The sequence below is a fragment of the Devosia sp. Root413D1 genome, assembly GCF_001425235.1.
Lineage (GTDB): Bacteria > Pseudomonadota > Alphaproteobacteria > Rhizobiales > Devosiaceae > Devosia_A.
Window position 1 is genome coordinate 358,225 of the sequence record NZ_LMEA01000010.1, and the last position, 24,305, is coordinate 382,529.

The 24,305-nt window shown below is 65.1% G+C and carries 25 protein-coding genes; 13 read left to right on the forward strand and 12 right to left on the reverse strand.

What is annotated here, in order from left to right; translation table 11 throughout:
• Positions 1-39: 39 nt before the first annotated feature.
• From ybgF to ASC89_RS16455, 7 genes are all read left to right on the forward strand, one after another.
• Positions 40-1,113, forward strand: coding sequence for a tol-pal system protein YbgF (gene ybgF, locus ASC89_RS16425; protein ID WP_162247951.1), 1,074 nt, complete (start codon positions 40-42; stop codon positions 1,111-1,113).
• Entirely contained in the window at positions 1,098-2,123 is a 1,026-nt protein-coding gene (gene tilS / locus ASC89_RS16430; protein WP_055999669.1) for a tRNA lysidine(34) synthetase TilS, read from the forward strand. Before ybgF ends, tilS begins: the two co-directional genes overlap by 16 nt.
• Positions 2,124-2,267: 144 nt before the next feature.
• Positions 2,268-4,202: an ATP-dependent zinc metalloprotease FtsH gene (gene ftsH, locus ASC89_RS16435; protein ID WP_055883172.1), complete on the forward strand. Its 1,935-nt coding sequence runs from the start codon at positions 2,268-2,270 to the stop codon at positions 4,200-4,202.
• A 180-nt stretch (positions 4,203-4,382) separates the two neighbouring features.
• Positions 4,383-5,234, forward strand: coding sequence for a bifunctional 2-polyprenyl-6-hydroxyphenol methylase/3-demethylubiquinol 3-O-methyltransferase UbiG (locus ASC89_RS16440; protein ID WP_055999672.1), 852 nt, complete (start codon positions 4,383-4,385; stop codon positions 5,232-5,234).
• A 147-nt stretch (positions 5,235-5,381) separates the two neighbouring features.
• On the forward strand, positions 5,382-6,725 hold the full coding sequence (glmM, locus tag ASC89_RS16445; protein ID WP_055883176.1) for a phosphoglucosamine mutase: 1,344 nt from the start codon (positions 5,382-5,384) through the stop codon (positions 6,723-6,725).
• A gap of 500 nt (positions 6,726-7,225) precedes the next feature.
• Positions 7,226-7,969: an outer membrane protein gene (locus ASC89_RS16450; RefSeq protein WP_156384650.1), complete on the forward strand. Its 744-nt coding sequence runs from the start codon at positions 7,226-7,228 to the stop codon at positions 7,967-7,969.
• A gap of 104 nt (positions 7,970-8,073) precedes the next feature.
• Entirely contained in the window at positions 8,074-8,346 is a 273-nt protein-coding gene (locus ASC89_RS16455; protein ID WP_055999677.1) for a hypothetical protein, read from the forward strand.
• 39 nt (positions 8,347-8,385) lie between these two features.
• On the opposite strand, the gene ASC89_RS16460 is transcribed toward ASC89_RS16455, so the two are convergent.
• Positions 8,386-8,832 carry a porin gene (locus ASC89_RS16460; protein WP_055883182.1) on the reverse strand — a complete coding sequence of 149 codons (447 nt, stop codon included), beginning with the start codon at positions 8,830-8,832 and terminating at the stop codon, positions 8,386-8,388.
• 144 nt (positions 8,833-8,976) lie between these two features.
• Here ASC89_RS16460 and ASC89_RS16465 point away from each other — a divergent pair, with 144 nt between their 5' ends.
• Positions 8,977-9,669, forward strand: coding sequence for a pentapeptide repeat-containing protein (locus ASC89_RS16465; protein WP_055999680.1), 693 nt, complete (start codon positions 8,977-8,979; stop codon positions 9,667-9,669).
• A gap of 197 nt (positions 9,670-9,866) precedes the next feature.
• On the opposite strand, the gene ASC89_RS16470 is transcribed toward ASC89_RS16465, so the two are convergent.
• The 3 genes from ASC89_RS16470 to ASC89_RS16480 form a co-directional block, all read right to left on the reverse strand.
• Positions 9,867-11,003, reverse strand: a complete 1,137-nt coding sequence (locus ASC89_RS16470) for a winged helix-turn-helix domain-containing protein (RefSeq protein WP_055999683.1) — start codon at positions 11,001-11,003, stop codon at positions 9,867-9,869.
• A gap of 44 nt (positions 11,004-11,047) precedes the next feature.
• Positions 11,048-13,108 carry an ATP-dependent helicase gene (locus tag ASC89_RS16475; protein WP_055999686.1) on the reverse strand — a complete coding sequence of 687 codons (2,061 nt, stop codon included), beginning with the start codon at positions 13,106-13,108 and terminating at the stop codon, positions 11,048-11,050.
• A gap of 112 nt (positions 13,109-13,220) precedes the next feature.
• Positions 13,221-13,970, reverse strand: coding sequence for an alpha/beta fold hydrolase (locus tag ASC89_RS16480; protein ID WP_055883192.1), 750 nt, complete (start codon positions 13,968-13,970; stop codon positions 13,221-13,223).
• A 143-nt stretch (positions 13,971-14,113) separates the two neighbouring features.
• On the opposite strand from ASC89_RS16480, the gene ASC89_RS16485 reads away from it, so the two are divergent.
• From ASC89_RS16485 to ASC89_RS16495, 3 genes are all read left to right on the forward strand, one after another.
• The gene (locus tag ASC89_RS16485; protein WP_320410476.1) at positions 14,114-15,124 is read left to right on the forward strand and encodes an AraC family transcriptional regulator; all 1,011 of its coding nucleotides are present in this window, start codon (positions 14,114-14,116) and stop codon (positions 15,122-15,124) included.
• Between the two features lie 61 nt (positions 15,125-15,185).
• The gene (locus tag ASC89_RS16490) at positions 15,186-15,611 is read left to right on the forward strand and encodes an Rrf2 family transcriptional regulator (protein WP_055999689.1); all 426 of its coding nucleotides are present in this window, start codon (positions 15,186-15,188) and stop codon (positions 15,609-15,611) included.
• Positions 15,612-15,797: 186 nt separating this feature from the next.
• On the forward strand, positions 15,798-16,568 hold the full coding sequence (locus ASC89_RS16495; protein ID WP_055999692.1) for a nuclear transport factor 2 family protein: 771 nt from the start codon (positions 15,798-15,800) through the stop codon (positions 16,566-16,568).
• Between the two features lie 53 nt (positions 16,569-16,621).
• Here the strand turns inward: ASC89_RS16495 and ASC89_RS16500 are convergent, their stop codons facing one another.
• Entirely contained in the window at positions 16,622-16,846 is a 225-nt protein-coding gene (locus tag ASC89_RS16500) for a hypothetical protein (RefSeq protein ID WP_055883201.1), read from the reverse strand.
• A gap of 33 nt (positions 16,847-16,879) precedes the next feature.
• Positions 16,880-17,254, reverse strand: a complete 375-nt coding sequence (locus tag ASC89_RS16505; protein ID WP_055999695.1) for an iron chaperone — start codon at positions 17,252-17,254, stop codon at positions 16,880-16,882.
• Between the two features lie 168 nt (positions 17,255-17,422).
• On the opposite strand from ASC89_RS16505, the gene ASC89_RS16510 reads away from it, so the two are divergent.
• Positions 17,423-17,692, forward strand: coding sequence for a protein usg (locus tag ASC89_RS16510; protein ID WP_055883204.1), 270 nt, complete (start codon positions 17,423-17,425; stop codon positions 17,690-17,692).
• A 22-nt stretch (positions 17,693-17,714) separates the two neighbouring features.
• Here ASC89_RS16510 and ASC89_RS16515 read toward each other — a convergent pair whose 3' ends face one another.
• The 6 genes from ASC89_RS16515 to ASC89_RS16540 all read right to left on the reverse strand — a co-directional run bounded on the left by ASC89_RS16515 (position 17,715) and on the right by ASC89_RS16540 (position 23,251).
• Positions 17,715-18,077 (reverse strand): hypothetical protein, encoded by a 363-nt coding sequence (locus tag ASC89_RS16515; protein ID WP_055883206.1) that lies wholly within the window; start codon positions 18,075-18,077, stop codon positions 17,715-17,717.
• An 88-nt stretch (positions 18,078-18,165) separates the two neighbouring features.
• Positions 18,166-19,299 (reverse strand): hypothetical protein, encoded by a 1,134-nt coding sequence (locus tag ASC89_RS16520; RefSeq protein ID WP_055999698.1) that lies wholly within the window; start codon positions 19,297-19,299, stop codon positions 18,166-18,168.
• Between the two features lie 54 nt (positions 19,300-19,353).
• Positions 19,354-20,049 (reverse strand): TfuA-like protein, encoded by a 696-nt coding sequence (locus ASC89_RS16525; protein WP_055999700.1) that lies wholly within the window; start codon positions 20,047-20,049, stop codon positions 19,354-19,356.
• The gene (locus tag ASC89_RS16530) at positions 20,046-21,164 is read right to left on the reverse strand and encodes a YcaO-like family protein (RefSeq protein WP_162247952.1); all 1,119 of its coding nucleotides are present in this window, start codon (positions 21,162-21,164) and stop codon (positions 20,046-20,048) included. Before ASC89_RS16530 ends, ASC89_RS16525 begins: the two co-directional genes overlap by 4 nt.
• Positions 21,165-21,254: 90 nt before the next feature.
• On the reverse strand, positions 21,255-21,473 hold the full coding sequence (locus tag ASC89_RS16535; RefSeq protein WP_055883214.1) for a hypothetical protein: 219 nt from the start codon (positions 21,471-21,473) through the stop codon (positions 21,255-21,257).
• Positions 21,474-21,493: 20 nt separating this feature from the next.
• Positions 21,494-23,251: a BTAD domain-containing putative transcriptional regulator gene (locus ASC89_RS16540; RefSeq protein WP_055883217.1), complete on the reverse strand. Its 1,758-nt coding sequence runs from the start codon at positions 23,249-23,251 to the stop codon at positions 21,494-21,496.
• 404 nt (positions 23,252-23,655) lie between these two features.
• Between ASC89_RS16540 and ASC89_RS16545 the strand changes: the two genes are divergently transcribed.
• Positions 23,656-24,132 (forward strand): MucR family transcriptional regulator, encoded by a 477-nt coding sequence (locus tag ASC89_RS16545; protein ID WP_055883218.1) that lies wholly within the window; start codon positions 23,656-23,658, stop codon positions 24,130-24,132.
• The last annotated feature ends 173 nt before the right edge of the window (positions 24,133-24,305 follow it).

The following is a 24,305-nucleotide window of genomic DNA, read 5'->3' on the forward strand; positions in this document are numbered from 1 at the left end:
CCCCACTGGACCCCTCCCGGACCCGACGGAGCTTTGATGGTGAAACTGCCCCCAATTCGTGGATCGGCCTCCCGACCCGCGATCTATGCCGCCCTGCTCGCCTCCCTCTTGGCCTCGGTGCTGACCGTGCCGGCGCTCGCCGCCGCCAGCCCGCTGCCGGCCGATGCGCTGCTGCCGCCCAGGGCGATCACCGAGACGCGCATCCATGTGGCGCAGAACCAGCAGTCGAGCGCCCAGTTGCTGGTGCGCATCCAGGAGCTCGAGGACCTGATCCGCACGCTCACCGGGCGCGTCGAGGGGCTGGAGTTCCAGCTCACCCAGATGCAGACGCAGCTCGCCAAGCAGGCCGAGGACAATGAGTTCCGCTTCCAGGAACTGGAAGGCGGTGCTGGGGGAAAACCACAGGCGGCAGCGCCAACTGACGGCGTGACGCCGTCCGATACGCTGCCGCAGACCTCCGCCCAACAGACTCCGGCGCAACAGCCTCCGGCCCAGGAGGCTCCCGCCACTGCCGCAACGCCTGATGCGCCTGCGGCGGCCGCACCGATGGACGATCTGCCGCTGGCAGATCTCAACGGCGAACCGATGGACGCCCTCGGGGACTCCGCCGATCCGCTGCTCAAGGGTGGCATCGACCAGCTCGGCACCATGACGGGAGAGGATCCGCTCGGTGGGCGTCCACTCGACCTGTCGTTGGGGGGCGGCGGGGAAATCTCGAGCGGCGACGCCAAGGCGCAGTACGATGCGGGTTACGACGCCATGACCCGCGGCGACTATGCCTTTGCTTCCGACCAGTTCCAGCAGTTCGTCGCACTTTATCCCGACGATCCGCAGACGCCCGATGCGATCAACTGGCTCGGCGAAGCCCTGATTCAGCAGGGCCAGTTCACCGATGCGGCGCAGGTGCTGGCCGATGGCTACACCAGGCACAAGGATAGCAAGCGCGCCCCGGACATGATGCTGAAGCTCGGTGTGGCGCTGGTCGGCGCCGACCAGGTGGATGTGGGGTGCCGCACCTTCTACACGCTGAAGCAGCGCTACCCGCAACTCAGCCCGGCGTTCACGCAGCGCCTCGATGAGGAAGCGCAGAAGGCGAAATGCCCGGTGAGCTGATCGACAGCGAGGCGATCTTCGCCCCGCTCGCCGAGTTCCGGCGGGTGGGGCTCGCTGTTTCCGGCGGGCCCGACAGCCTGGCGCTGCTGCTGCTGGCGGTCGAGTTCGCCGGCCGGCATGGAGCGCATGACCGCTTTGTCGTCTACTCGGTCGATCATGGGCTGCGGCCCGAAGCGGCAGGGGAGGTGGCTTATGTCACCGCGGCGGCCGGCAAGCTTGGGCTTACTGCCCGCGCCCTCCGCTGGGACGGGCCGAAGCCTGCAACCGGCATCCAGCAGGCGGCGCGCGCGGCGCGCTACGGACTGATTGCCGATGCCATGGCCGCCGACGGCACCGAGGTTCTCGTTACCGCGCATCACCTTGCCGATCAGGCGGAGACGGTGCTGATGCGGCTGGCGCATGGCAGCGGCATCGAAGGGCTGCGCGGCATGGACTATCTCGCCGAGATCGGCGGGCTGATCGTGGTGCGGCCGCTGCTTGGCGTCGATCCGGCGGATCTGGCGAACCTGGTTGCCGCGTCCGACCTGGCGCCGGCGCGGGATCCCGGCAATTTCGATACCGATTACGAGCGGGTCCGCTGGCGCCAGATGCTGCCGCAACTGGCGGCGCTGGGGCTCGACGCGCGCCGGCTGTCGCGCTTCGCCGACCGGATGCGCGATGCGGACCAGGCGCTTGCCGGGATGGCGGCAGCCGTGGTGACACCCCTCGATCCGGTGACCGGCTCCGGCAGCGTGGCGCGCGCCATGCTGGTCAAGCTGCCGCGCGCCGTGGCGATCCGGGTGGTGGCCAACCTGCTGGACCGGGTGGGGGGCGGACAGAAGCCGCATGATCTCGCGCCGGTTGAAGCCTTGACCGATCGCTTGCGGATGGAGCCGGCCCTGAAGCGGACAAGTTTGCATGGTTGTCTTATCAGCAGCGACGGCGTGACTATCACCGTCGCGCGGGAGGCTGGCCGGCAGGCGGCGCGTCAATCCCGCGTGAGGTCCGACAGCTCCGTGACACGGAATTAACCGGAAAAGCGCAAGCTCTCTCGACTTTTCGGCCAAACCGCCGCACCAGTTTCGGCCCGCCGATACCTTGTAAGGCCCAGGAGCGAGGCCTACATTCGCCCCAACTATCCGGCGTCTCCCGTGCCGGACTTCAGGACAGGATTGATGAACGTCAATTTCCGGAATTTCGCCATCTGGCTGGTAATTCTGTTCATGCTGATGGGCCTGTTTCAGGTCTTTCAGTCGTCGACCCGCTCGATAGCGACGACGGACAAGAGCTACAGCCAGTTCGTCTCCGACGTCGATGCAGGCAGCGTCCAGTCGGTGACCATCACCAACGACGTGGTTTCGGGGGTGCTGAACAACGGCACCAAGTTCGAGACGGTGTTGCCGCCGCAGGGCTCCGACATCATCTCGCGGCTCGAACAGCGCGGCGTGCAGATCACTGCGCAGCAGCCGGAGTCGAGCCCGTTCTGGGGCATGTTGCTGACCTCGTGGCTGCCGTTCCTCGTCATTATCGGCGTGTGGTTCTTCTTCATCCGGCAGATGCAGGGTGGAGGCCGTGGCGGTGCCATGGGCTTCGGCAAGAGCCGCGCCAAGCTGTTGACCGAGACGCAGGGCAAGATCACCTTCGAGGATGTCGCCGGTGTCGACGAGGCCAAGCAGGACCTCGAAGAAATCGTCGAGTTCCTGCGTGACCCGGGCAAGTTCCAGCGGCTGGGCGGCAAGATCCCGCGCGGCGTGCTGCTGGTCGGCCCGCCGGGTACCGGTAAGACGCTGATTGCACGCGCCGTCGCCGGCGAGGCCAATGTGCCGTTCTTCACCATCTCGGGTTCGGATTTCGTGGAAATGTTCGTTGGCGTGGGCGCTTCGCGTGTCCGCGACATGTTCGAGCAGGCCAAGAAGAACGCCCCGTGCATCATCTTCATCGACGAAATCGACGCTGTCGGCCGTCACCGTGGCGCAGGCCTCGGCGGTGGTAACGACGAGCGCGAGCAGACGCTGAACCAGTTGCTGGTCGAGATGGACGGCTTCGAGGCGAACGAGGGCATCATCCTCATCGCCGCGACCAACCGTCCCGACGTGCTGGATCCGGCGCTGCTGCGTCCGGGCCGCTTCGACCGCCAGGTCGTGGTGCCGAACCCGGATGTGCAGGGTCGCGAGAAGATCCTCAAGGTGCACGTGCGCAAGGTGCCGCTGGCTCCCGATGTGGATCTCAAGGTGCTGGCCCGCGGCACGCCCGGGTTCTCCGGCGCCGACCTGATGAACCTCGTCAACGAGGGTGCCCTGTTGGCGGCTCGCCGCAACAAGCGTTTCGTCACGATGAGCGAATTCGAGGATGCCAAGGACAAGCTGATGATGGGCGCCGAGCGCCGCACCCTCAGCCTGACCGAGGAAGACAAGAAGCTCACCGCCTATCATGAAGCCGGGCACGCGCTGCTCGCCATCAAGATGGATGCGTCCGATCCGATCCATAAGGCCACCATCATTCCGCGCGGTCGTGCGCTGGGCATGGTGATGCGCCTGCCGGAGCGTGATCAGGTGTCGCTGACCCGCCGCAAGGCCTATGCCGACCTGGCTGTCGCCATGGGTGGCCGCGTCGCCGAAGAGGAAATCTTCGGCTACGAGAAGGTGACCTCGGGTGCTTCGGCCGATATCAAGATGGCAACGGGCCTGGCTCGTGCCATGGCGACCGAATGGGGCATGTCCGATAAGCTCGGGCCGCTGCTCTATGGCGATGCGCAGGACGAGGTGTTCCTCGGCCGTTCGATGATGCAGCGCAACACGCACATGTCGGACGAGACCCAGCAGGTGGTCGATGCCGAGGTGAAGCGCTTCGTCGACGAAGGCTATCAGACGGCGCAGAAGGTGATCCGCGATAACATCGACGATCTCCACACCATCGCCCAGGCGCTGCTCGAGTTCGAGACGCTGACCGGTGACGAGATCCGCGGCCTGATGGAGGGCAAGACGCCGCTCCGTCCGTCCGACATCGATCCGCCGGTGAAGTCGACCGGTGTGCCGACGGCCGGCAAGTCGGGCAAGAAGCGCCCGGACGCTGAGCCGGGCGCCGCGCCCGAGCCGCAGCCGGGCAGCTGACGCTTCCCAAATCCACAGCAGGGCCGCCCTTCGGGGCGGCCCTTTTGTTTTATGGTCGTTTGCCGGCTGTGTTTTTGCGCCCGGCTGCCCCAAACCGCCCCAGATCTTTTGATTTGGTCAGGCGTTCGAACCAAAGAGTCTGCAACACACTTCCTGAATGGGCCCCAGGAGCCACGCCGCTTGAAAACGCCGAACCAGCACGCCGACCTCGATCTGTTCGCCCACATGCTGAAGGTGTTCGCCGATACGCCGTGGCTGCACTATGGGCTGTGGCTGGAGGGCGAGACACCGAGCTTTCCCAGGGTGCGGCAGGCGCAGGAGCGCTATGTCGACAAGCTCCTGGCGCTGCTGCCGCCGGCGCCGGCGAGCGTTCTCGATATCGGCGGCGGCACCGGCGCCATGGCCGGCCGGCTGGCTTCGCTCGGCTACACCGTGGAGATGCTGACGCCCAGCGAGGTGCAGGTCGGCATCGCACGCGAAGCGCTCGACGGCGCCGCGACGGTGCATCTCTCGCGGCTCGAGGATTTCGCGCCGGGCGAGCGCTTCGACGTCTGCCTGTTCGCCGAGAGCTACCAGTACATCCCGCTCGACGCCTCCTTCGCCAGGCTCGGCGAATTGCTGGCGCCGGACGGCCGGGTGGTGATCGCCGACTGCTTCCGTTCGGCGGGTTATCAAGGGGGCAGGGCAATCGGCGGTGGGCACCGCTACAGCACGTTCCTGAAAGCGGTCGAAGGCTCGGGCTTCGCCATCACCGGCAACGAGGACGTGACAGCGCTTGCCGCGCCTTCGATCGAGATCGACCGGATGCTCTATCGCGATTTGCTGTCGCCGATGGTGACGCAGCTTGGCGGTCTGCTCGCGGACAGGCGTCCCCTCACCCATTGGCTGGCGAGGCACGCCTACGGCCTGTTGGTCAGCCACAGAGAGCGTCAGCGCATCAGCGAGCGGTTGGGGGCTGAGTGCCGCACACCGGAGCTGTTCCTCGCCAACAATACCTACCGGTTCATGACGCTGGAGCGCCGTGCCGGCTAAATCTGCGGCGGGGTGGCAACACCTGCCGGCAATCGGCAGCGCAGCCCTACATCCGCCGGGATCGGCCGGTTAACGAAACGGCACCAATCTATTTCGTATGCTGGGGGCTGGGCGCTAGATTGGCGCTCCCCCAATCGAGGGCTTCTCATGGCGCGCAGATATTTCGGCACGGACGGCATTCGCGGGCTGGCGAACGGCGAAAAACTCACTCCCGAGCTGGCGATGAAGGTCGGCATGGCGGCGGGTCTCAAGTTCGTCAACGGCGACCACCGCAACCGCGTCGTCATCGGCAAGGACACGCGCCGCTCCGGCTATATGATCGAGAGCGCACTGACCGCCGGCTTCACCGCCGTCGGGATGGACGTCTATCTGCTCGGCCCGATGCCGACGCCGGCCGTCGCCATGCTGACGCGTTCGCTGCGCGCTGACCTCGGGGTGATGATCTCGGCCTCGCACAACCCGTTCGACGACAACGGCATCAAGCTGTTCCGGCACGACGGCTACAAGCTTTCCGACGCGCTCGAGGACGATATCGAGCAGCTGATGGATTCCAACATGCTGGGCCAGCTGAGCGTCGGCCGCGACATCGGCCGCGCGCATCGCGACGAAGCGGCCCAGACCCGCTATATCGAATATGCCAAGCGCACCATGCCCAAGGGCATCGACCTGAGCGGCCTGCGCGTCGTGCTCGATTGCGCCAATGGCGCGGCCTACAAGGTGGCGCCGACGGCGCTGTGGGAACTGGGCGCCGAAGTGTTCGTCATCGGCAACGAGCCCGATGGCTTCAACATCAACGACAAGGTCGGCTCGACCGCCCCCGAGGCGCTGATCGCCAAGGTGAAGGAGCTGCGCGCCGATATCGGCATCGCGCTCGATGGCGACGCCGACCGGGTGATCATCGTCGATGAAAAGGGCGAGATCGTCGATGGCGACCAGTTCATGGCGGTGATCGCGCAATCCTGGCACGCCCGCGGCGAGCTCAAGGGCGGCGGGCTGGTTGCCACGGTGATGAGCAATCTCGGGCTGGAGCGGTATCTGGGCGGCATCGGGCTCAGCCTCGAGCGCACCCAGGTGGGCGACCGCTACGTGCTCGAAGCGATGCGCGCCAAGGGTTTCAATGTCGGCGGCGAGCAATCGGGCCACATCATCCTCTCCGATTTCACCACGACGGGCGATGGTCTCATTGCCGGCCTGCAGCTGCTTGCGGTGGCCAAGCAGGCGGGACGCGCGGTGTCCGAGATTTGCAAGCGCTTCGACAAGGTGCCGCAGCTCTTGCAGTCGGTGCGCTACAAGGAGGGTAAGCCCCTTGAGCACAAGCTGGTGCAGCAGGCGATCAAGGAAAGCCAGGCCCGCCTTGGCGATACCGGGCGCCTGGTCATCCGTCCCTCCGGCACCGAGCCGGTGATCCGGGTGATGGCCGAGAGCGACGACGAAGGCCTGGTCCTCGCCGTGGTCACCGAGATTGCCGCGACAATCAAGAAGGTCGCCTAACCGCTCAGCCATTCTGGCGGGTTAGCGGTAGAGAGGCGGCTGACCCATCGTGCCTCCCACGCCCCTCTCTTGCAAAATCTAAGGCTTAGCCAAACGGCTGAACCTAAGATTTTGCTTTCTCCCCCGCCAAGGGGGAGATGATCCATGCTTTCCACTTGCGCCGGAGTATCCGTCGGGACTCTCCCCCTCGGCGGGGAGAAAGCGAAAACTTGGGCTTAGCGCAGCTAAGTCCTTAGTTTTCGCCAGAGAGGGGGTTTTGGAAGCCACCGGGTTTTGCAGCATTCCTGATCCGGCGCTTCCATATGCGATTGCCCTGCTGTTGAGGGGAGGGGACAGGGGGGCGCCGGCCTCAAGTAACCGCCTGCCTGAGCAAGACTTCGTTAACGCATCTCCTTCACTCGACATTAGGGTTATCCGTTAGGGTTAAGTGGGTTTTAAGAAAAGGCAGGCAAGATGGGGTCACTCGACTGGTGTCGTCGTGGCAACAAGGACCCTGCAATATGCGTAGATATTTTGCCTCAGCGGCTGCGGTAGGAACCGCCCTGCTGCTCGCCGGCCCCGTGATGGGGGCCGATATGCCCGAATATCCGGAGATCCCCGAAGTCGATTACGACATCGGCGGCTCGTTCTACCTGCGCGGCTCGGCCGCGCTGAACTGGCATTGGGCGCCGGAAGTGGTGCACCCGGCAAATGCCGAGATTAATGAAATCGTCGAGTACGGCTACGGCTACAGCTGGGGCGCGGGCTTCGGTTACGAGACCGGTACGGGTCTGCGTTTTGATGGCACGATCGACTCGGTCGAGACCAAGGGCCTGAAGATCACCAAAGTCGCGCCCGATCCGGATCCGGGTGACTACACCCTGATGCTGCGCTCGACCGTTGCGCTCGCCAACATTTACTACGACTTCGGCCTCGGCGGCGATTTCAGCTACTCTTCGGGGGCCGGCGGCGCCTTCGGCTATGTCGGCGCCGGCGCCGGCGTGGCCTGGAACCATGCCGAGATCAACTCGCCGATCAACGCCGACGTGCCAGTCCCGACCGGCGGCAACGTGAGCGCGGCGGCGGCCGTGATGGTCGGCGTCGGCTACGACATGGGCAACTGGGTGGCGGATGTGGGCTATCGCGGCCTCTACATCAACCAGATCAACAACGCCCCGACCGATCCAACGACCACCAGCTACTACGAGATCGACAACAACTGGATCCACGAGCTGCGCGGCACGGTCCGCTACCGCTTCAACTAAGCAGCCGTTGGACGACACCAGTCCGACCTGGAACGGCGCCCAGAAGGGCGCCGTTCTTGCTTTCTGTCAGCGAACTGTCAGGTTCGGCAGCATAGCTTTTCGCTATGCAAATCAATGGTATCGGCAAACTTCACGCGGATGGCGAAACGCTCGCCGAGGTAGAATTTACTCTCGTCACCACCCCGGGCTTTCCGGCCGGACGAGGGGAGCTCCGCTGCGAAACACCTGCGCTGCACGAGGCATACGGGGCCACAGAGGCGTCATTGTTCCTGAATGACCTGGCGATCCCGGTGCCCATCATGATCGTTGGAGCGCCTGATGGCTCGACCGCGGACTTCGTTACGCTGGGTGTAGCCCCGCGCGACTGGAGCGTGTGAACGCCGAACCCCAGGCGCACAGGTCCCGCACCGGACGGCTTACCAGGAGAAATTGACGCCGGCCCGACCGCCGGTCGTCCCACGACTGAGCCCGACACCGACCGCGCCGGTGATGGTCAGGCCGTCGGTCGCGACGATGGCGCCACCGACCCCAACGGCGCTTTCTCCATTGAAGGTGCCGAAGTTGACGGCGGCGCCGAAGGTCTTGCCCGTATCGACCGTCGCGGTCGGCAAAGCGAGGCTCAGTGCCACGCCTTCATTGGCGTCCCGCACCTGCTCGAGCATCTCGCTCTCGCCGTTGATGGTGCCATCCGGGCTTTGCTTCTTTGTTTCGCCGGTGTTGGCGTTGTAGCAGGTCTCGGTGCCAGGGATGTAGAACCATCCCGCCCCGTACAGGGGGCAAACCCGAACATATTCGATGGCAGCGTAGGTGGGCGTAGAACAGAAAATCGCCGCGGAGGCCGCGACGGCAAGCAGAATGCGCATAGTGATTTGCCCCAAATTAACACGGGCATTATCGCCAGGGCCTCGGCAGGTACAAGCCGAAGTAACGACCCAAGCGGTTACTTTTCGCGTGCATTTTCTGAGGGTTCGTCGCCCGACTCAGTGTCAATCGCTATAACGAGTGACATGAATCCCCCCACCGTCACCGTTGAAGACCGCACCCTCGCTCGTGCCGACGTCGTCGCCCTTCAGGGCGATGATCCCATCCGCCTCCTCGGCTGCAATCTCGATGAAGCCAAGCTCGCCGACCTCGATCTCACCGGTTGGGTGTTCGAGCGTTGCAGCTTCGCGCGCACCGATTTCGGCAAGGCCGAGCTCGAGCTTGCCCGCTTCCTTAACTGCCGCGGCGCCTTCGCGCTGTTCCGTGGCGCCAATCTCGAGGATGCGGCGTTCCGCGCGTCGGACTTCAACAATGCGAGCTTTCGCGGCGCGACGCTGTCGTCCGTATCATTCGAGGATTGCAAGCTCACCGGCTGCGACATGGCCGACGCCAGGTCGATGGATGTGCGGTTCACCAACACCCTGCTGGTCTCGGCCAAGCTCCCCGGCTTCAATTTCCGCAAGGAGACGCTGGTCGGCGTCGACTTCAGCTCCGCCGACCTCGCCAAATGCGATTTCCGCGAGGCGAGTTTTGAGAACTGTTCGATCCGCGAAGCCAATATCGACGGAGCCCGCTTCCAGGATGCGGACCTGCGCGGCGCCGATCTGGGCGGGCTCTCGATCCTGGCGCAGGCCGGCCGCTTCAAGGGTGCGGTGGTGTCGGCAGCGCAGGCGGAACTGATCCTCAGCCAGACCGGGCTGAAGGTGCGGGCGCGGTAGGTAGGGTTCACCAGGACCAGCCCCATCTCCCCCTTGGCGGGGGAGAAAGCGAAAACTTGGGCTTAGCGCAGCTAAGTCCTTAGTTTTCGCAAGAGAGGGGGGCGTGGGTTGGACACGGTGCTTAGCCAAGAAGCTAAGCCCAAGAAATTCCATTTTCCCCCGCCAAGGGGGAGATGGGCATCGAGTTTGTTGCGGGCTCAATCCCCCAGCTGAAACCGTTCGAACCGTCCCAGCTCGTCCTCGAGCATGGCCTTGTGCTCGGCGGCATTGCCCTTGCCCACCCAGTGCCAGGCCTGGATCAGCACCTTGCCGGCTGCCCGGTCGGTCTTCAGGTCCAGCGCCGCGACGATCTCGTCGCCGGCCAGCACCGGCAGGGTGAAGTAGCCGAACTTGCGCTTGGCCTTGGGCACATAGGCCTCGAACACATGGTCGTAGCCGAAGAACAGGCTGGTGCGGCGGCGCTGGATGGCCAGCGGGTCGAACGGCGAGAGGATATGCACCAGCGGCGGGCCCTTGGGCTCCGGCGCTTCCAGCGCTTCGGGTGTTGCATAGTGCAACGTCGGATCGTCGCCGATGGTCACCGGTAGCAGCGCTTTCTTCCGCCGCCTGGTCTCGATCTGCTTGGCCAGTTCGGGCGTGAAGCGGAGCTTGGGGTGCATCACCGATGGGCCGCTGATCAGCCCTTGCGATGTCAGCGCCCGATCGAGCAGGTAGGCATCGATCTGCCTCGATGTCGCCGCCTTGGGCAGCTTGCCGAAATGCCGCGATATCAACTCGTAGGTCTTCACCATGCCGATGCGTTCGGAAATGGTCAGTTCGCCCGAAAAGAAGCCGTATTGCAGCACGCGCTTAGATGGCTTGCGGCTGCCCCATGGGTGGTCCTTTTCCACCAGCTCGTCGGTATCGATGTCTCGGATCGAGATGGCGCCATCTTTCTTGATCTGGCGCAGCAGTTTTTTCAGATCGTTGGGGTCGGCATCGGCATACCAGCGCATCGGCTCGCTGCGATGCTGCTTCATCTCGTCGATGTAGAACGGCAGATCGCGCACCGGCACATAGGCGAGGGCGTGCGTCCAGTACTCGAACACCGACTTGTCGACCGATTGCGCCTGCGTCAGGTCGCTGCGCCGATAGTTCGGGATGCGGGTGAACAGGATGTGGTGGTGGGCGCGCTCGATGACGTTGATGGTGTCGATCTGCACATAGCCCAGCTGCTCCACCGCCTGGCGGGTCGCCTCGGGGCCGGCGCCGAACGGTTCGCGTTCATCGAGCCGCTGGGCATGCAGCCAGATCCGGCGGGCGTGGGGCAGGGTGAGGTTGAGCAGCTTTTTCATGCTGACAAGCCTAGCGCATCATCCTGCCAGCGGGTGTCAGGGTTTCATTTCTTCCACATCGCCAAGAGCCCCGCACCGACATCGATGCGCGCCGCCGCTGGGGCAAGGCCGCTGATCGCGGCCGGCTTCACCGCGGGCCAGAACATGTCGTCGAACAGCGGCAGCATGGCCTTGGTGATGAAGCGGCTGCGCTGGGCGTAGACGTGCTTGTCGCCATAGGGCGTCTGCTGGTGCACATAGAAGCGCTGCGGCACCATCAGGTGCAGCTCGTCCCGAGCCCGGGTCATGGCCACGTAGAGCAGCCGGCGCTCCTCCTCCAGCTCATGGGTCGAGCCGGTGCCGAGGTCTGACGGGATGGCGCCGTCGACGACGTTCAGCACATGTACGTTCTTCCATTCCTGGCCCTTGGCCGAATGGATGGTCGAGAGGATCAGAAAATCCTCGTCGAGCAGCGGCACGCCGGCCTGGTCCGAGGTGGCATCGGGCGGATCGAGCGTCAGCTCGGTGATGAAGCGCTCGCGGCTCGGATAGCCGGCGGCGATCTGCTCGAGCTGGTAGAGATCTTCCTTCCTGACCTCGGCATCCTCGTACACCGCCTCCATCAGCGGCTCGTACCACATGCGGGCCCGCAGCAGTTCGGCCGGCCAGCCGCCACCGCCCTTGCCGAGGTGCTCCACCACTTCGAGCAGCGACGGCCAGGCTTCGGAGCCGCGCGGCGGCGGAGCGGTATTCAACAGTTCGACCAGCGGGTCCGGGCTCTCGGCCATACGGTCGAGCACTTTGCCCGCGGCGCCCGGCCCGATACCCGGCAGCAGCTGCAGCACGCGGAAGCCGGCAACGCGGTCGCGCGGGTTATCGACGAAGCGCAGCAGCGCCAGCATGTCCTTGACGTGGGCGCTGTCGAGGAATTTCAGGCCGCCATACTTCACGAACGGAATGTTGCGGCGGGTCAGCTCGATCTCGAGCTCGGCCGAGTGCGAGGAGGTGCGGAACAGCACCGCCTGCTGCTTCAGCGCCGTGCCGCCCTCGCGGCAGGCGAGGACGCTTTCGACCACGTAGCGGGCCTGGCTCGGCTCGTCCTTCACCGTCACCAGCCGCGGCTTCTCGGTCGCAACCCTCGAGGTCCAGAGGTTCTTGGTGAAGCGCTCCTTGCTCTCCGAGATCACCGCGTTGGCGGCCTCGAGGATCGGCTGGGTGGAGCGATAGTTGCGGTCGAGCGTCACCATCCGCGCCGGCGGGGTAAAGGCGGCGGGGAAATCGAGGATGTTGCGCACCGTGGCGGCGCGGAACGAGTAGATCGACTGCGCGTCGTCGCCGACCACCGTCAGCCCATCGCCATCAGGCTTCAGGGCCAAGAGGATCGAGGCCTGCAGCCGGTTGGTGTCCTGGTACTCATCGACCATCACATGGTCGAAACGCCCGCCGAGGTCCTCGGCAATGGTGGGCTCGCGCATCATGGCGGCCCAGTAGAGCAGCAGGTCGTCGTAATCGAGCACCTGCTGGCGCTGCTTTTGTTCGACATAGGCGGCGAACAGCTCGCGCAGCTGTGGCCCCCACATGGCGACCCAGGGGAAGGCCTGTTTCAGCACCGCGTCGAGGTCGTCCTGCGCGTTGACCACGCGCGAGTAGATGGCGAGACAGGTGCCCTTGGTCGGGAAGCGTTTCTTGGCTTCGGAGAACCCCATCTCGTGCCGGATGATGTTGATCAGGTCGCCGGAGTCTTCGCGATCGTGGATCGAGAAGCCGGGCGTCAGGCCGATCTGTTCAGCGTGCTCGCGCAACAGCCGCGCGCCGATGCCGTGGAAGGTGCCGGCCCAGCTCAGGGCATCGGTGATCACCCCGGATTTGGCGCCCATCACCTGCGCCACCAGTCGTTCGACCCGGCGCTGCATCTCGCTGGCAGCGCGGCGCGAGAAGGTCATCAACAGGATACGGCGTGGATCGGCGCCGTTGACGATCAGGTGCGCCACCCGGTGCGCCAGCGTGTTGGTCTTGCCCGATCCCGCGCCGGCAATCACCAGCAGCGGCCCGCCCAGATGCTCCGCCGCCTGCCGCTGCTCGGGGTTCAGCTTGTCGAGATAGTGGGGGGCTAAGGCAGTCTGCACGCGAATCGATCCGGCTGGAGGTCCGGATCAGGAAGCATCATTCTTGCTTTGTTCGCAATTCACGGGATCGAGGCGCCGGCGGTTTGAGCCGGCGCCTCCTTGGTTTCAATCGTCACTGCGCTGCAGCTTCGATCACCTTGGCAACGTCCTCGGCCTTGGAGATGAGGCCGGAGTGGCTGGCCTTGATCTCGGTGACCGTGGCGCCGATGCGGCCGGCGAAGAAGCGCTGTGCATCGGGGGGCAGCACCAGGTCTTCGGCGGTCACGACGTAGAAGTTCGGCTTGTCGTGCCAGGCGGCGACCTCAGCCACCGCATCGAAGTTGGCCGGGTTCGAGGGCAGCTGCGTCGCTGCATTGGCCTCGGCTTCCGCCACCGGCAGGTCGCCGGCGAACAAAGCAGGGTACTGCGCCGGGTCGAAGATCAGGCCACCTTCGGCGTTCGGGCGGATCGCCTTGACGCCTTCGCTCGGCGCGCCACCCGACAGCAGCTTGGTCAGCGTTTCGCCCTTGTCCGGCGCGAAGGCCGAGACGTAGACCAGCGACTTGACCTTGGCGTCGGCGCCGGCCTCGCCGATCACTACGCCGCCCCAGGAATGGCCAACCAGCACGGTCGGGCCGTCCTGGGCATCGAGAGCCGCCTTGGTGGCCGCGACGTCGTCGGCGAGCGAGGTGAGCGGGTTGGCGACCTGGGTCACCTTGTAGCCCTTGGCCGAGAGGATCGCGGCGACCTTGTCCCAGCTCGAGGCGTCGGCGAAGGCGCCGTGGACGAGGACGACATTCCTGGCGGGCTCCTGAGCGAGAGCTGCGCCACCAGCACCGACTGCGGCGGCGCTGAACACGACGGCGGACAGAATGGACTTCATTTTCATCTCCATATGTTGAGGCGAGGTTGGACGATCGGCAAAGTCGATTTGCCGCTGGCTGGCGCCAAGCTGTTAAAACCGGATCTTGCGTTTCGGCCCAGGATTGTTGAACTTCCTCGCCAAGCGATGCCGTAGAGATAGAGGTGAAGGCCGTGAACAACCATGATCGCGCCTCCGGAGTTCATGCTCTGGAATCCGAAGCCGCTTTCCCGATGATGGCGTCGCGCGTCGACCTGCTCTCGCAGGTGCTGATGCTGATCCGGCTGCGCGGCGAGCTGATCTTCTCAAGCGAGCTCACGGCGCCCTGGGCCCTGCAGTTCGATGCCGGCTCGGCCTATTTCCATGTGGTGTCGGAAGGCACGATGGAGGTGCGGGCCAGCGATGGCAGGCGGGTCACCGCCGAGGCCGGCGACCTGATCGTCCTGCCGCAGGGGAGCGGCCACAGCATCGGCGTCGATGGCGCGACGCCTGTGCCGATCCGTGAGGTGCTGGAGGCACAGATGCGGGAGCAACTCGTCATCCGGCTCGGCGGCAATGGGGCCATGACCCAGCTCATCACCGGGGCGTTTCGCTTCGAGGGCGACAATATGCCGACCATGCTCGCTGTGCTCCCCTCGCTGATCCACATCTCGAAGGCGCTGCGAAGCGAGGAAGAGGCCTGGGTCGAAGGCATCGCGCATTTCCTGCTTGCCGAGGCAAGGGTGCCGCATCCCGGCTCGTCGCTGATGATCTCGCGGCTGATCGACGTGCTGGTGATCCGCGCGATGCGCACCTGGGTGCGCACTGCGCCGCCGGAAAAGCGCGGCTGGCTCGGCGCCCTCGCCGATATCCGGATCAGCCGGGCGCTGAAAGCCATCCACGACGAACCGTTCCGCCGCCGTACCGTGGCCGAGCTTGCCGCTATTGCCGGGATGTCGCGCTCGAGCTTTGCCGAACGTTTTGCGACGTTGATCGGCGCGGCGCCGCTGCACTACCAGACGCGCTGGCGGCTGCTGCTCGCCAACGAAATGCTGAAAGGGCCGGAGACGCGGGTCAGTGAGGTCGGGCGGCGGGTCGGCTATGATTCCGATGCCGCCTTCAGCCGGGCGTTCAAGGCCCAGTTCGGCTATCCCCCGGCGCAGGCGATGCGTGGTGGGCTCGCCGGTTCGCCGTGACAACCACCGGTTGCCAGGCGACCCGTGTGTTCCTATTTTGGGTACACATGGGATCCTCTCGATGAACACGCGCTTCGCCGTCGCCACGCATATCCTGACTTTCCTCGCCTATCAGGGCGGCCAACCCGCGACGTCCGAGCTCATTGCCGCAAGCGTGAACACCAACCCGACCTTCATTCGCCGGCTGTTGACGCAACTGGCGAAGGCGGGGCTCACCACCTCGCAATTGGGGGCCGGCGGTGGCGCGCTGCTGGCGCATCCGGCGAGCCGGATCAGCCTCCTGGATGTCTACCGGGCGATCGACGAGCAGCAGCAGGTGTTTGCCCTGCATGACGCACCCAACCCGCAGTGCCCGGTTGGCCGCAATATCGATGCGGTGCTCAAAGGGCGGATGCTGGAGGCGGAACGGGCACTGCAGGCGCAGCTGGCGAAAACCAGCATCGCCGACCTCGCCGCCGATATCGCCGAGCGCAACAAGGTCGCCTGACGCGGAGGCACGCCCGTCGAGCCAGACCTCTTTACAATCATGTGTATCCAGATTAGATACGATTATGTGTAACCGAAATGGATACAGATAATGACGAGCCTGGACGTCGCAGCGATCGCTTTGGCGACGTTGATCACCTCCGCAGCCGTGCTGCCGACCACACCCTTATTTGCACAGGAGCCAGCCATGAGCACTCAGGAGCAGCAGGTCGTCGACTTGCTCAAGGCCATCGAAACCGGCGCCGCCGGGCCGGTCGCCGTCATCAATCCCGAACACTACACGCAGCACAATCTGGGGGCGGCCGACGGGCTCGCCGGCTTCGGCGCGCTGCTAGCCGCGCTTCCGCCGAACTCGGCCAAGGTCAACACCGTGCGGGTGTTCGAGGATGGCGACTATGTCTTCGCCCATACCGAGTACGAGTTCTTCGGCCCCCGGATCGGCTTCGATATCTTCCGCTTCGAGCACGGCAAGATCGTCGAGCATTGGGACAACCTGCAGGAGACGCCGGCGGCCGCCAACCCGAGCGGCAACACCATGATCGACGGCGCGACCAGCGCAACTGACATCGACAAGACCGAGGCCAACAAGGCGCTGGTGGCGCAGTTCGTCGACGACATCCTCGTCAACGGCCGGTTGGAAAAACTTGCCGGCTTCTTCGACGGCGACAGCTACATCCAGCACAACCCGCAGATCGCCAATGGCCTCTCCGGTCTCGGCGCGGCGCTCGAGGCGATGGCCAGGGCTGGTATCACCATGAGGTATGACACCGTGCACAAGGTGCTGGGCGAGGGGAACTTCGTGCTCGTGGTCAGCGAGGGCAGCTTCGGCGGCAAGCCGACCGCCTTCTACGACCTGTTCCGGGTCGAGAACGGCAAGATCGCCGAACACTGGGATACGCTCGAAACCATCCCGCCGCAGGGCGAGTGGAAGAACCAGAACGGCAAGTTCGGCTTCTGAACGCAGGGCGCCTCGGCGCCCTACGCCTCCCTGGTCGTGGCGGCAAAGCTCGTTCAGCCGGAACGATCCTCGGAGCGGCCGAGCTCGCGCTGCCTGAGGATGAACGCCACGCCCTCGGTATAGCGATCATGAAGTTTGGCGAAGCGAGTGAGCGTATCCTTGGGGATGCCGATCTCGATCAGCTCTGCGTGCATGTCCTTGAGGCGCTCCTCCATCTCCTCCATGCCGACGATCAGGCGTTCAATCTGTTCCTCGGTCAGTCGAACCAGTGTTGCCATCACTGCCTCCTTCAAGGCGCCGCGGGGTTCAGTCTAGCGCTTCCTGGCCTGGCGCGCCGCATTCTCGGCGAGCCGCGCCTTGACCAGACGGGCCACCAGCGCATCCGGCAGCGGCGTGTCGGGCGTGAACCGCACCGTGCCCTTGGACGTATCGAGACCGGCCAGCTCGGCCGCATGGGCCTCCATCACTGCCGGGCTCTGTACATAGAAAGCGCAATGCGACCTGGCGGCGCCGAACGACACGAGCGCGCCATCCTGTCGAAAGGCCGGGATGCCGTAGCCGACATACTCTTCAGCCCCGGGCGCGGCTGCAATGATCACTTCTCGCAGGTGTTCCAGCGCCTGCCGCTGCGCCGCGGGCAGAGCGGCGAGGAAACTGCGAGTGGTTTCGGGCATCGGCGCTGTCATGATCGCTCCTCCTGAACCATAGCCTCGCACGGCCATCATCGCGCTGTCAGCACTCCCCAGTGGTTGCTGCTATGATATTGAAATCGTTAAACTATTCGTGCAACGCTGTTGTCATGCGGGCGATTTCGCCTCATGCTCATCCGGTCGCCCGCCCATCGGAGGTACCTGATGTCGCCGCTGACTTGCCTCGACGCCGATACGGAAGGTTTCGGCCTCACCACCGCGCAGATCATCTATCGCGTGCCCGATCATCTCGAGCTGCTGCAGGATTTCGTCTGGCAGCAATACGACGTGTTCCCGCAGTTCCCCAGCCTCAGAAAGTTCCTGGCCTTCTGGGAGGAAAAGATCGAGGGGCCGCTGCACTCGGTGACGGTGGCGCATGCCCGGCTGATCTACCCGGTGGAACTGCGCACCCTCAAGGGCGCGCGGCTCCACTAGGGGAAAGCGACCGCTGCTGCAATCAGCTGGGGTTGGGGCCGTCGTCCGTATCGTCGCCCCGACAGTCGCTGTCGCCGTCGATCTGGATGGCATCGTCTTCACATTCGACTTTGACTACGGGGCCGCCGCCGCTGCCGGCTGCGCCGAGCGCCCTGGTTTCGGGGCCAACATTGCTGGGCAGGCAGTTGGCTGCGTGGATGTCGGGTGCGGTGATCAGCACACCGGCGCAGTCGATGAAATGCTGCAGCGGATCGACGCTTTGCGGCGTCACCGTCTGCGAGCTGGCTGACGGCGCGAGCAGCAACAGGCCGCCGGCAGCGAGTGTCGCGATGGTTCCGAGGCGGATACGGCGGGCGAGGTGGTGCTTGGTCGAGACTGGAGGCATGCGAAGTCTCCTTCGTACGAGTACGCCCCCCAGTTAAAGTAAATCACTTTGCCGGTGCGGCGGCAACACAGTAAAACACTAATGCCACTTACATCTTCCAGCCGGCTGCGCCCTCGATCAACTGTCGGTAGAGCAGCAGAGCCGAGAGGCAATGCTGAGTCGAATCGACGCGCGAGCGCAGCACGTAAGCGCCGTTCCGAAACGCACCGGTCAGGTTTTTCAGCTTGGGATCCTCGTAATACTGGCCCGGCCCGAACTCCAGCCGCGTGCTGTCGCCAGTCAGTTGCAGGCCGAGGTTATGCGGCAGGTCCGTATCGATGCGGCCTCGCAGCGTCGCGGCAAGGTCGGGAACGCCGTGCCGCTCGAGTGCGGCAGCCGCGGCGATCACCCCCTCGAGCGCGGCGCAGGTGTTGGAGCCGCTGTCGGTAGAGGGCATGAGAGCTTCGACATAGTTGGCGGCGAACCGCTCGAGGAAGTCGCGATAGCGGTCCTCGCCGGTGGTGGCGAGCCGTTGCGCCGCGGCCATCATGCCCCAATGGGCGAACATCCGGTCGGGCACGGCGAGGTATTTGGCCATGACGCCGGCTTCGAGCCGCTCGAGCATCGCTGCCACCTCCGCCGCGTCCGGCGCGAGGTCGATGTAGTGCGCCAGCGCCAGCCAGGTTTCGCCAGTGGCGTAGGAATCGGCGGTGGCTTCCCCCGGTACCTGTGCGATGCCGCCATCGGGCAACTGCTGAGCCGCCAAGCCGCGCAACCAGGCCTGGCGCAAGTCGGGGCGAAAGTCCGACCCGATGGCCCGGCTATGGAACAGCTCGGCCAGCAGGGCAAGCGCGGCGGCCCCGGCCCGCCCACCGGCCAGCGTCTCGTCTTCGGATAGCAGCAGGCCAGCGCCGACAGCGATCGACTGGGCCTCATAGTAGGCGATGCTGCGCGCCGACGGCTCGGCGAAGCCGGGTTTGCCGGAGAGGAAGTAGAACTGGTTGAGGACGAAGCCGGCGCCGGCCTGGCGGACGATGTTGTCATCAGGGGTGAAGTGCGAGCGCAGGAAATCGAATTCGTAGAAGAAGCGCCCTTCGGCGGTTTCGGTCGCCACCAGGTAACGCGCCGCGGCTTCGGCGCGCCGTTCGAGTTCCGCCTGTCCGAGCGTGGGCTCGCTCGTCTGAGCAGCGGTGCAGAGCCCGAGCGTGAGCAGCAAGGCAAAGCCGGCACGGCGGATGGCCATGAGCCCCTCCCGGTTCCGTCTTTGGCCAGCATAGCGCCGCGTGCGGTAGCGGCGCTAGGCTGCCTGTTGTCCGAACTCGGCCAGGTAGCTGCGCCAGGGCTCGGACGCCACGAACACCCAGTCCGGGATCGGGCCACGGCCGGAAGGCAGCGCCCTGAGCTGCTCGACCAGCAGCAGTGCATCGGCGGTCTTGGCGCGCACCCGGGCGGCGCGGTACCGGCCGGCAAACGACGGGTCGAGCCCGGCTTCGGCGACCATCGTTTCGGCGGTGCGGTCGGCGAAATAGATGGCGTTCGCCGCTAACCGCAGAGCGAGCGCCTCGCCCGGGGTCACGGCCATGGCCGCGATGGTCGCTTCGGCGTCGACCAGCGGTTCGCTGAGCGGCAGGAAGTCGAGTTCGGCCGGGGCATGGGCGAGGCAGACATCGGCGTCCTCGCGGCGGGCGCCGTTCGCATAGCTCTGGGCGATCGGTCCCACCGGCACCATGCCATAAGGCGCGCATTCCGCCGCCCGCAGCGCCCCGATCGAGGCGGCGCCGAGCACGGTAATCCCCTGCTGCAGAGCGAACAGGATTTCCTTGTGCCAGACCGAGGGCACGAAGCCGAACACCCCGTCGATGAGCCCGATGGCATCGGCGCCATCGAGCACGGCGCGGTAGAGGTCGCCCTTCCTCGCCGGCGGGCGGATATCGAGCCCGCTGCGATCATAGTCTTGCCCCGAGAGCGACGGGCCGGCGAACAGGACTTTCACAGGAACCCCAGCATGGCGGCAGTGGCGCGAGAACCGGGGCGCCAGTTGGTATTGGTCAGGCGGTCTTCGAGGCCCGGCACATAGATCTTGGCCACCCGGATGCCGAACTGTTCGCCGCCGAGCGGGATGACGACGATGCGATTGAGACCCGCCTTGGCGAGCCCGGCCTGAAGCGCAGCGATCAGCGCGGCCTCGCCGCTGTCGGCTGGCAGGCCCGGGGGCGCCGGCCGCGTGGCTGGCGTTGCTTCGGTCAGCACCGCGATGGAACGGCCGAGCTGCTCGTCGTACTCGCCTTCGACGATGTCATCGCGCGCCCCGGCAATGTTGGTGATGCGCGTCTGTGCCGCCTCGACGATGGCGCGCCGCGCGGCGACCGCCGCGATGGGGTGGCAGCTGGCGCCGGTCGCGACATCGAAGTGCTTGTCGGCGCCATCGGCAGGAAACAGCGCCGCATAGATGACCGGCACGCCGATATTGTTGGTCTGGTCGAACAGTCGCAGCCGGTAGCCGGCGCGGGCGACCTTGTCGGCCAGCGCGTCCACTGCCGGGTCGCCGAATGCCGCGGGGGAGACGGCGGTGGCCTCGGCCGCGGCATCGGGCTTATAGCTCCACAGGCACACCGCATCGCGCTCAATCACTTCGCAGAGGCCATGCAGCAGTGCGCCGGAGAGGCGCGTCCCGGCAGCAATGCCATTGGTCGATTGTGACAAGCCGACGAGGTCGCGGGGCGGCGTGCCCAGCACCACTGCGTCATAGGGCACCAGCACCGGCGCACCGGTCGCAAGGTCAAACCCCTCGACCCAGCGAATCGGCTTTGTTTCGTCGATCGCCGCACCGCGCGGCAGCAGGTGCGTTACCTCGAGCAGTTCGAAGCTCCCGGCCCGCGCTTCAGCCATGCTGAGGGTCTTCTGCGGCGTCTCAGGCGCTTCGGCGATGGCGTACTCGGCCGCCTCCATCACCGCCGAGAGCTGGGCCGAAATGTCGTCGACGCCCTTGCCCTGGTGGGTGGCAAGCGTCGCCGATTGCGGGCGGATGGCGGCGTAGCAGGGGATGCCGATGCGATCTAGCCCGGTCTGGCGGGCCAGCCGGGTGATGCCGAGCGCGGCAAAATGCAACGACAAATCCCGCAGCAGGGCTGCGGGATTGCGCGTGCCGCCTGGAGCCGTATCGGCCGCCGGGCGGAGCTGGGCTCCGAAATGCAAGACTTACTTGGAGGTGTAGAACCAGGCGCCGCTGCCATCGGCGCGATTGCCGGCGGCCACGGCGACGTTGATGCCGTCGACAATGGTGTTGCCCGACTGCAGCGCGGAGCGAACGTTGGCCGGGACTACGGTGTCCTGGTCAACCGGGGTCACAGTCATCAGCTGGGTATCGACGACCAGCAGCTGCTCAGAGTCTTTCTGTCCAATAATGACGTAACGCATTGGTATTTCTCCTTGTCGGCCTACTTGAAACCGGCCTTATGCAATGCGTCTATATACAGATCGACATCAGAGGGATCGCGCTGCGGCACTCGGGATAGCCAACGAGCAGTTGTGAAATCCGGTTGCAATCTAAGCGCTTGCAACCGATAGCGGCGGGCGAGGTCCATTTGCCCCGCCATCGCGGCAGCGGCGGCCATCAGGCGGTAGGCCGGCTCCGGGTTGCGCATCTGGCTCAGGTTGGCCAGCGCCTCATCGAAACGCCCGCGGAAGAAATTGATGCCGCCCAGCGTCCACAGGTACTCATCGGGAGGGATCGGGTTGAGCCGCATGGCGGCTTCGATCTTTTCCTGGGCTTCGCGGTGGTTGGAGTTGTGCGCCAGGGTATCGGCGAAGTCGGCGAGAATATCGGCGTGGTTCGGCGCGAGCTCGGCTGCCGTCGACATGTGGACCAGGGCCTGATCCAGGTCGCGATCGAACAGCGCGACGCGGCCAAGCTCCCGATATGCCGTGCCGTCATTGGGGTCGATCGACACCGCACGCTCGGCATGCAGCTTGGCCTTGTCGAGCAGCGCCTTGTCCGACCCGGACCTGAGCACCCATTCCACCACATAGGAGCGGGCAAGCGCGCTCTCGATCGTCGCCTGTTCCGGCTCGATGTCGCGGGCAATGCGCAGCGACTTGCGACCGCGCCGGACCTTGGGCAGATCGAACGTCCTGAGGTTCTGCCGCCCGGCGAGGTAATGCGAGTAGGCATTGGCGTCGCGCAGCGTACGCTCGCGCTGCAGCTCGGCCGTTTCGATCGATTCCGCCAGGGCCCGGGCGACCCCGTTGGTAAAGTCCCAGTAGCGCTCGGGCGCGGTCAGCGCCGAGAAGGCGAATTTGTCGGCCCAGACGATCTCGCGGCCGGCGGCGCGCACCAGGCGGATGGCGAGCGACAGCCCGTCGCCGGCAAAATGCGGGGCGATGCGGCTTTCCACCGCGTAGTCGATCTGGTGCGCTCGTACCTCGTCCAGCGCGGTGAAGGGGTCGAGCTGCCAGGCGGTGTGCGGCGCGATCACCGACAGCGATTTGAGGCGCGACAGGCCGATGGTCACATCTTCGACCAGCGCCGGCGCCAGGTGCTTGGGCACGCTCGCCTGCTTGAAGTCCTGCAACGGCGGCAGCAGCACCACCCGGGGCACAAAGCTCACCCGCGCCCGGTCCTCGTCGGCCTGCGGCCGGCGTCGCTCGACGGTGCGCGGTTGAGCGGGAATCGTTTCGTCATCGTGGCCGAACAGCTCGGCGGTTTCCGCCGCCGGTTCCATGCCCAGGCCATGCCGGAGCCGGTTGCGGAACGCAGCGAAGGCGGCGCGCGCGCCGCTCTCGTTATTCTCCGAGCGGAACAGTTCGATCGTGGCGCGGCACACCACGTCGGAATAGGGCAGGCGCTCGGCCAGCCGGAACAGCGCCGAATGGGCGCCCCGGCCACCGATTCGCAACGCCGCTTCGGTCGCCTGGGTGGAGAACTGGTTCTCGATGCGGGTGCGTTCGAGCGCCAGCCACTGGTCGAATTCGTTGCCGACGCCAATGACGCCGGCCAGCAGCTCGCCGCGGTAGAGGCCGATCAGCCGCTCGAGCTCGGGCGCATCTTCGGCGCTGCGGACGCGGCCGATCTCGCGCAGGTCGAGCACCACGTCGCGGTTGAGCTCGATTTCCGTGGCGTCGGCATCGAATAGGTCGAACCCGTATCTACCTTCGAGTTCACGCGTATGCAGCAGGGTCTGCCGCAGATTGGTCATCGCCTGTTCTGCAGTGCTGCTTTCCCAGGTCCGTTCCGCCAAAGCCGACCGTCGCGCCCGGTTGGAAAAGTCCAGATACAGCACAGCTGCAAGGGCATAGGCCTTTTGGCGCAGCTTTACTGCCGAACCGTCCGCCAAGCGGAGGACCGGGGTCCCCAAAAGCTGCAGGGTGACCGTTTCACGCATAGAAGTGATCGGCATTGCTCAGTTGATCCGTCGAAATTGGTGGAAGTTTACTTGACGAAGTAAAGGGCAAAGCGTAGCCACGTAACGGCTAGATAACGCATTGAAGTAAGCTACCCAAGCGTGATGCGCTAGCACAATAACTGCGAGGAGGCGCGGAGGGTGGGCCGCAGTGTCCCGCATATAGGACCCGAAACCTAGGCAACAATATCGAGGGACGAATGGAATCAGGAACATCGAACTTGGCTGCAGCAGCAAACGCGGACGCTAGAGGTTCCCAACTGATCGAACTGAGCGCCGACATCGTCAGCGCCTACGTGAGTCATAACGCACTGAGCGCCAGCGACATTCCCAAGTTGATCGCAACGGTGCATGCAACGTTGAGTGGTCTGGGCGGTGCGCCCGAACCGGAAGCAGTCGTGGAGCTGAGGCCCGCAGTTCCAGTGAAGAAATCGATTACGCCGGAGTACTTGATCTGTCTCGAGGACGGGAAGAAGTTCAAGTCGCTGAAGCGTCATCTCAGGACCGAATACGACATGTCGCCGGAAGAATACCGCGCGAAATGGGGCCTGCCGGTGGATTATCCGATGGTGGCGCCGACTTACTCGGAAGCGCGCTCGCGCCTGGCCAAGACCATTGGCCTTGGCCGCAAGCCCAAATCGCCGGCCGCCCGCGGGCGGGCCAAGATCGTTTCCTGACATCACCGGCGACAAGCTAAACCAAACCGGCGCTCACCGCGCCGGTTTTTTGTCCTAATGATGCAGCTTGCCGCAAACCCGGCCGCAATCGGCAGGGTGGGCTGGCGTCTAAAAACTGCCCCCTCCGCTTGGTGGGGGAGGGAGCAGTAGGACACAGGACCCGAATTTCCTAT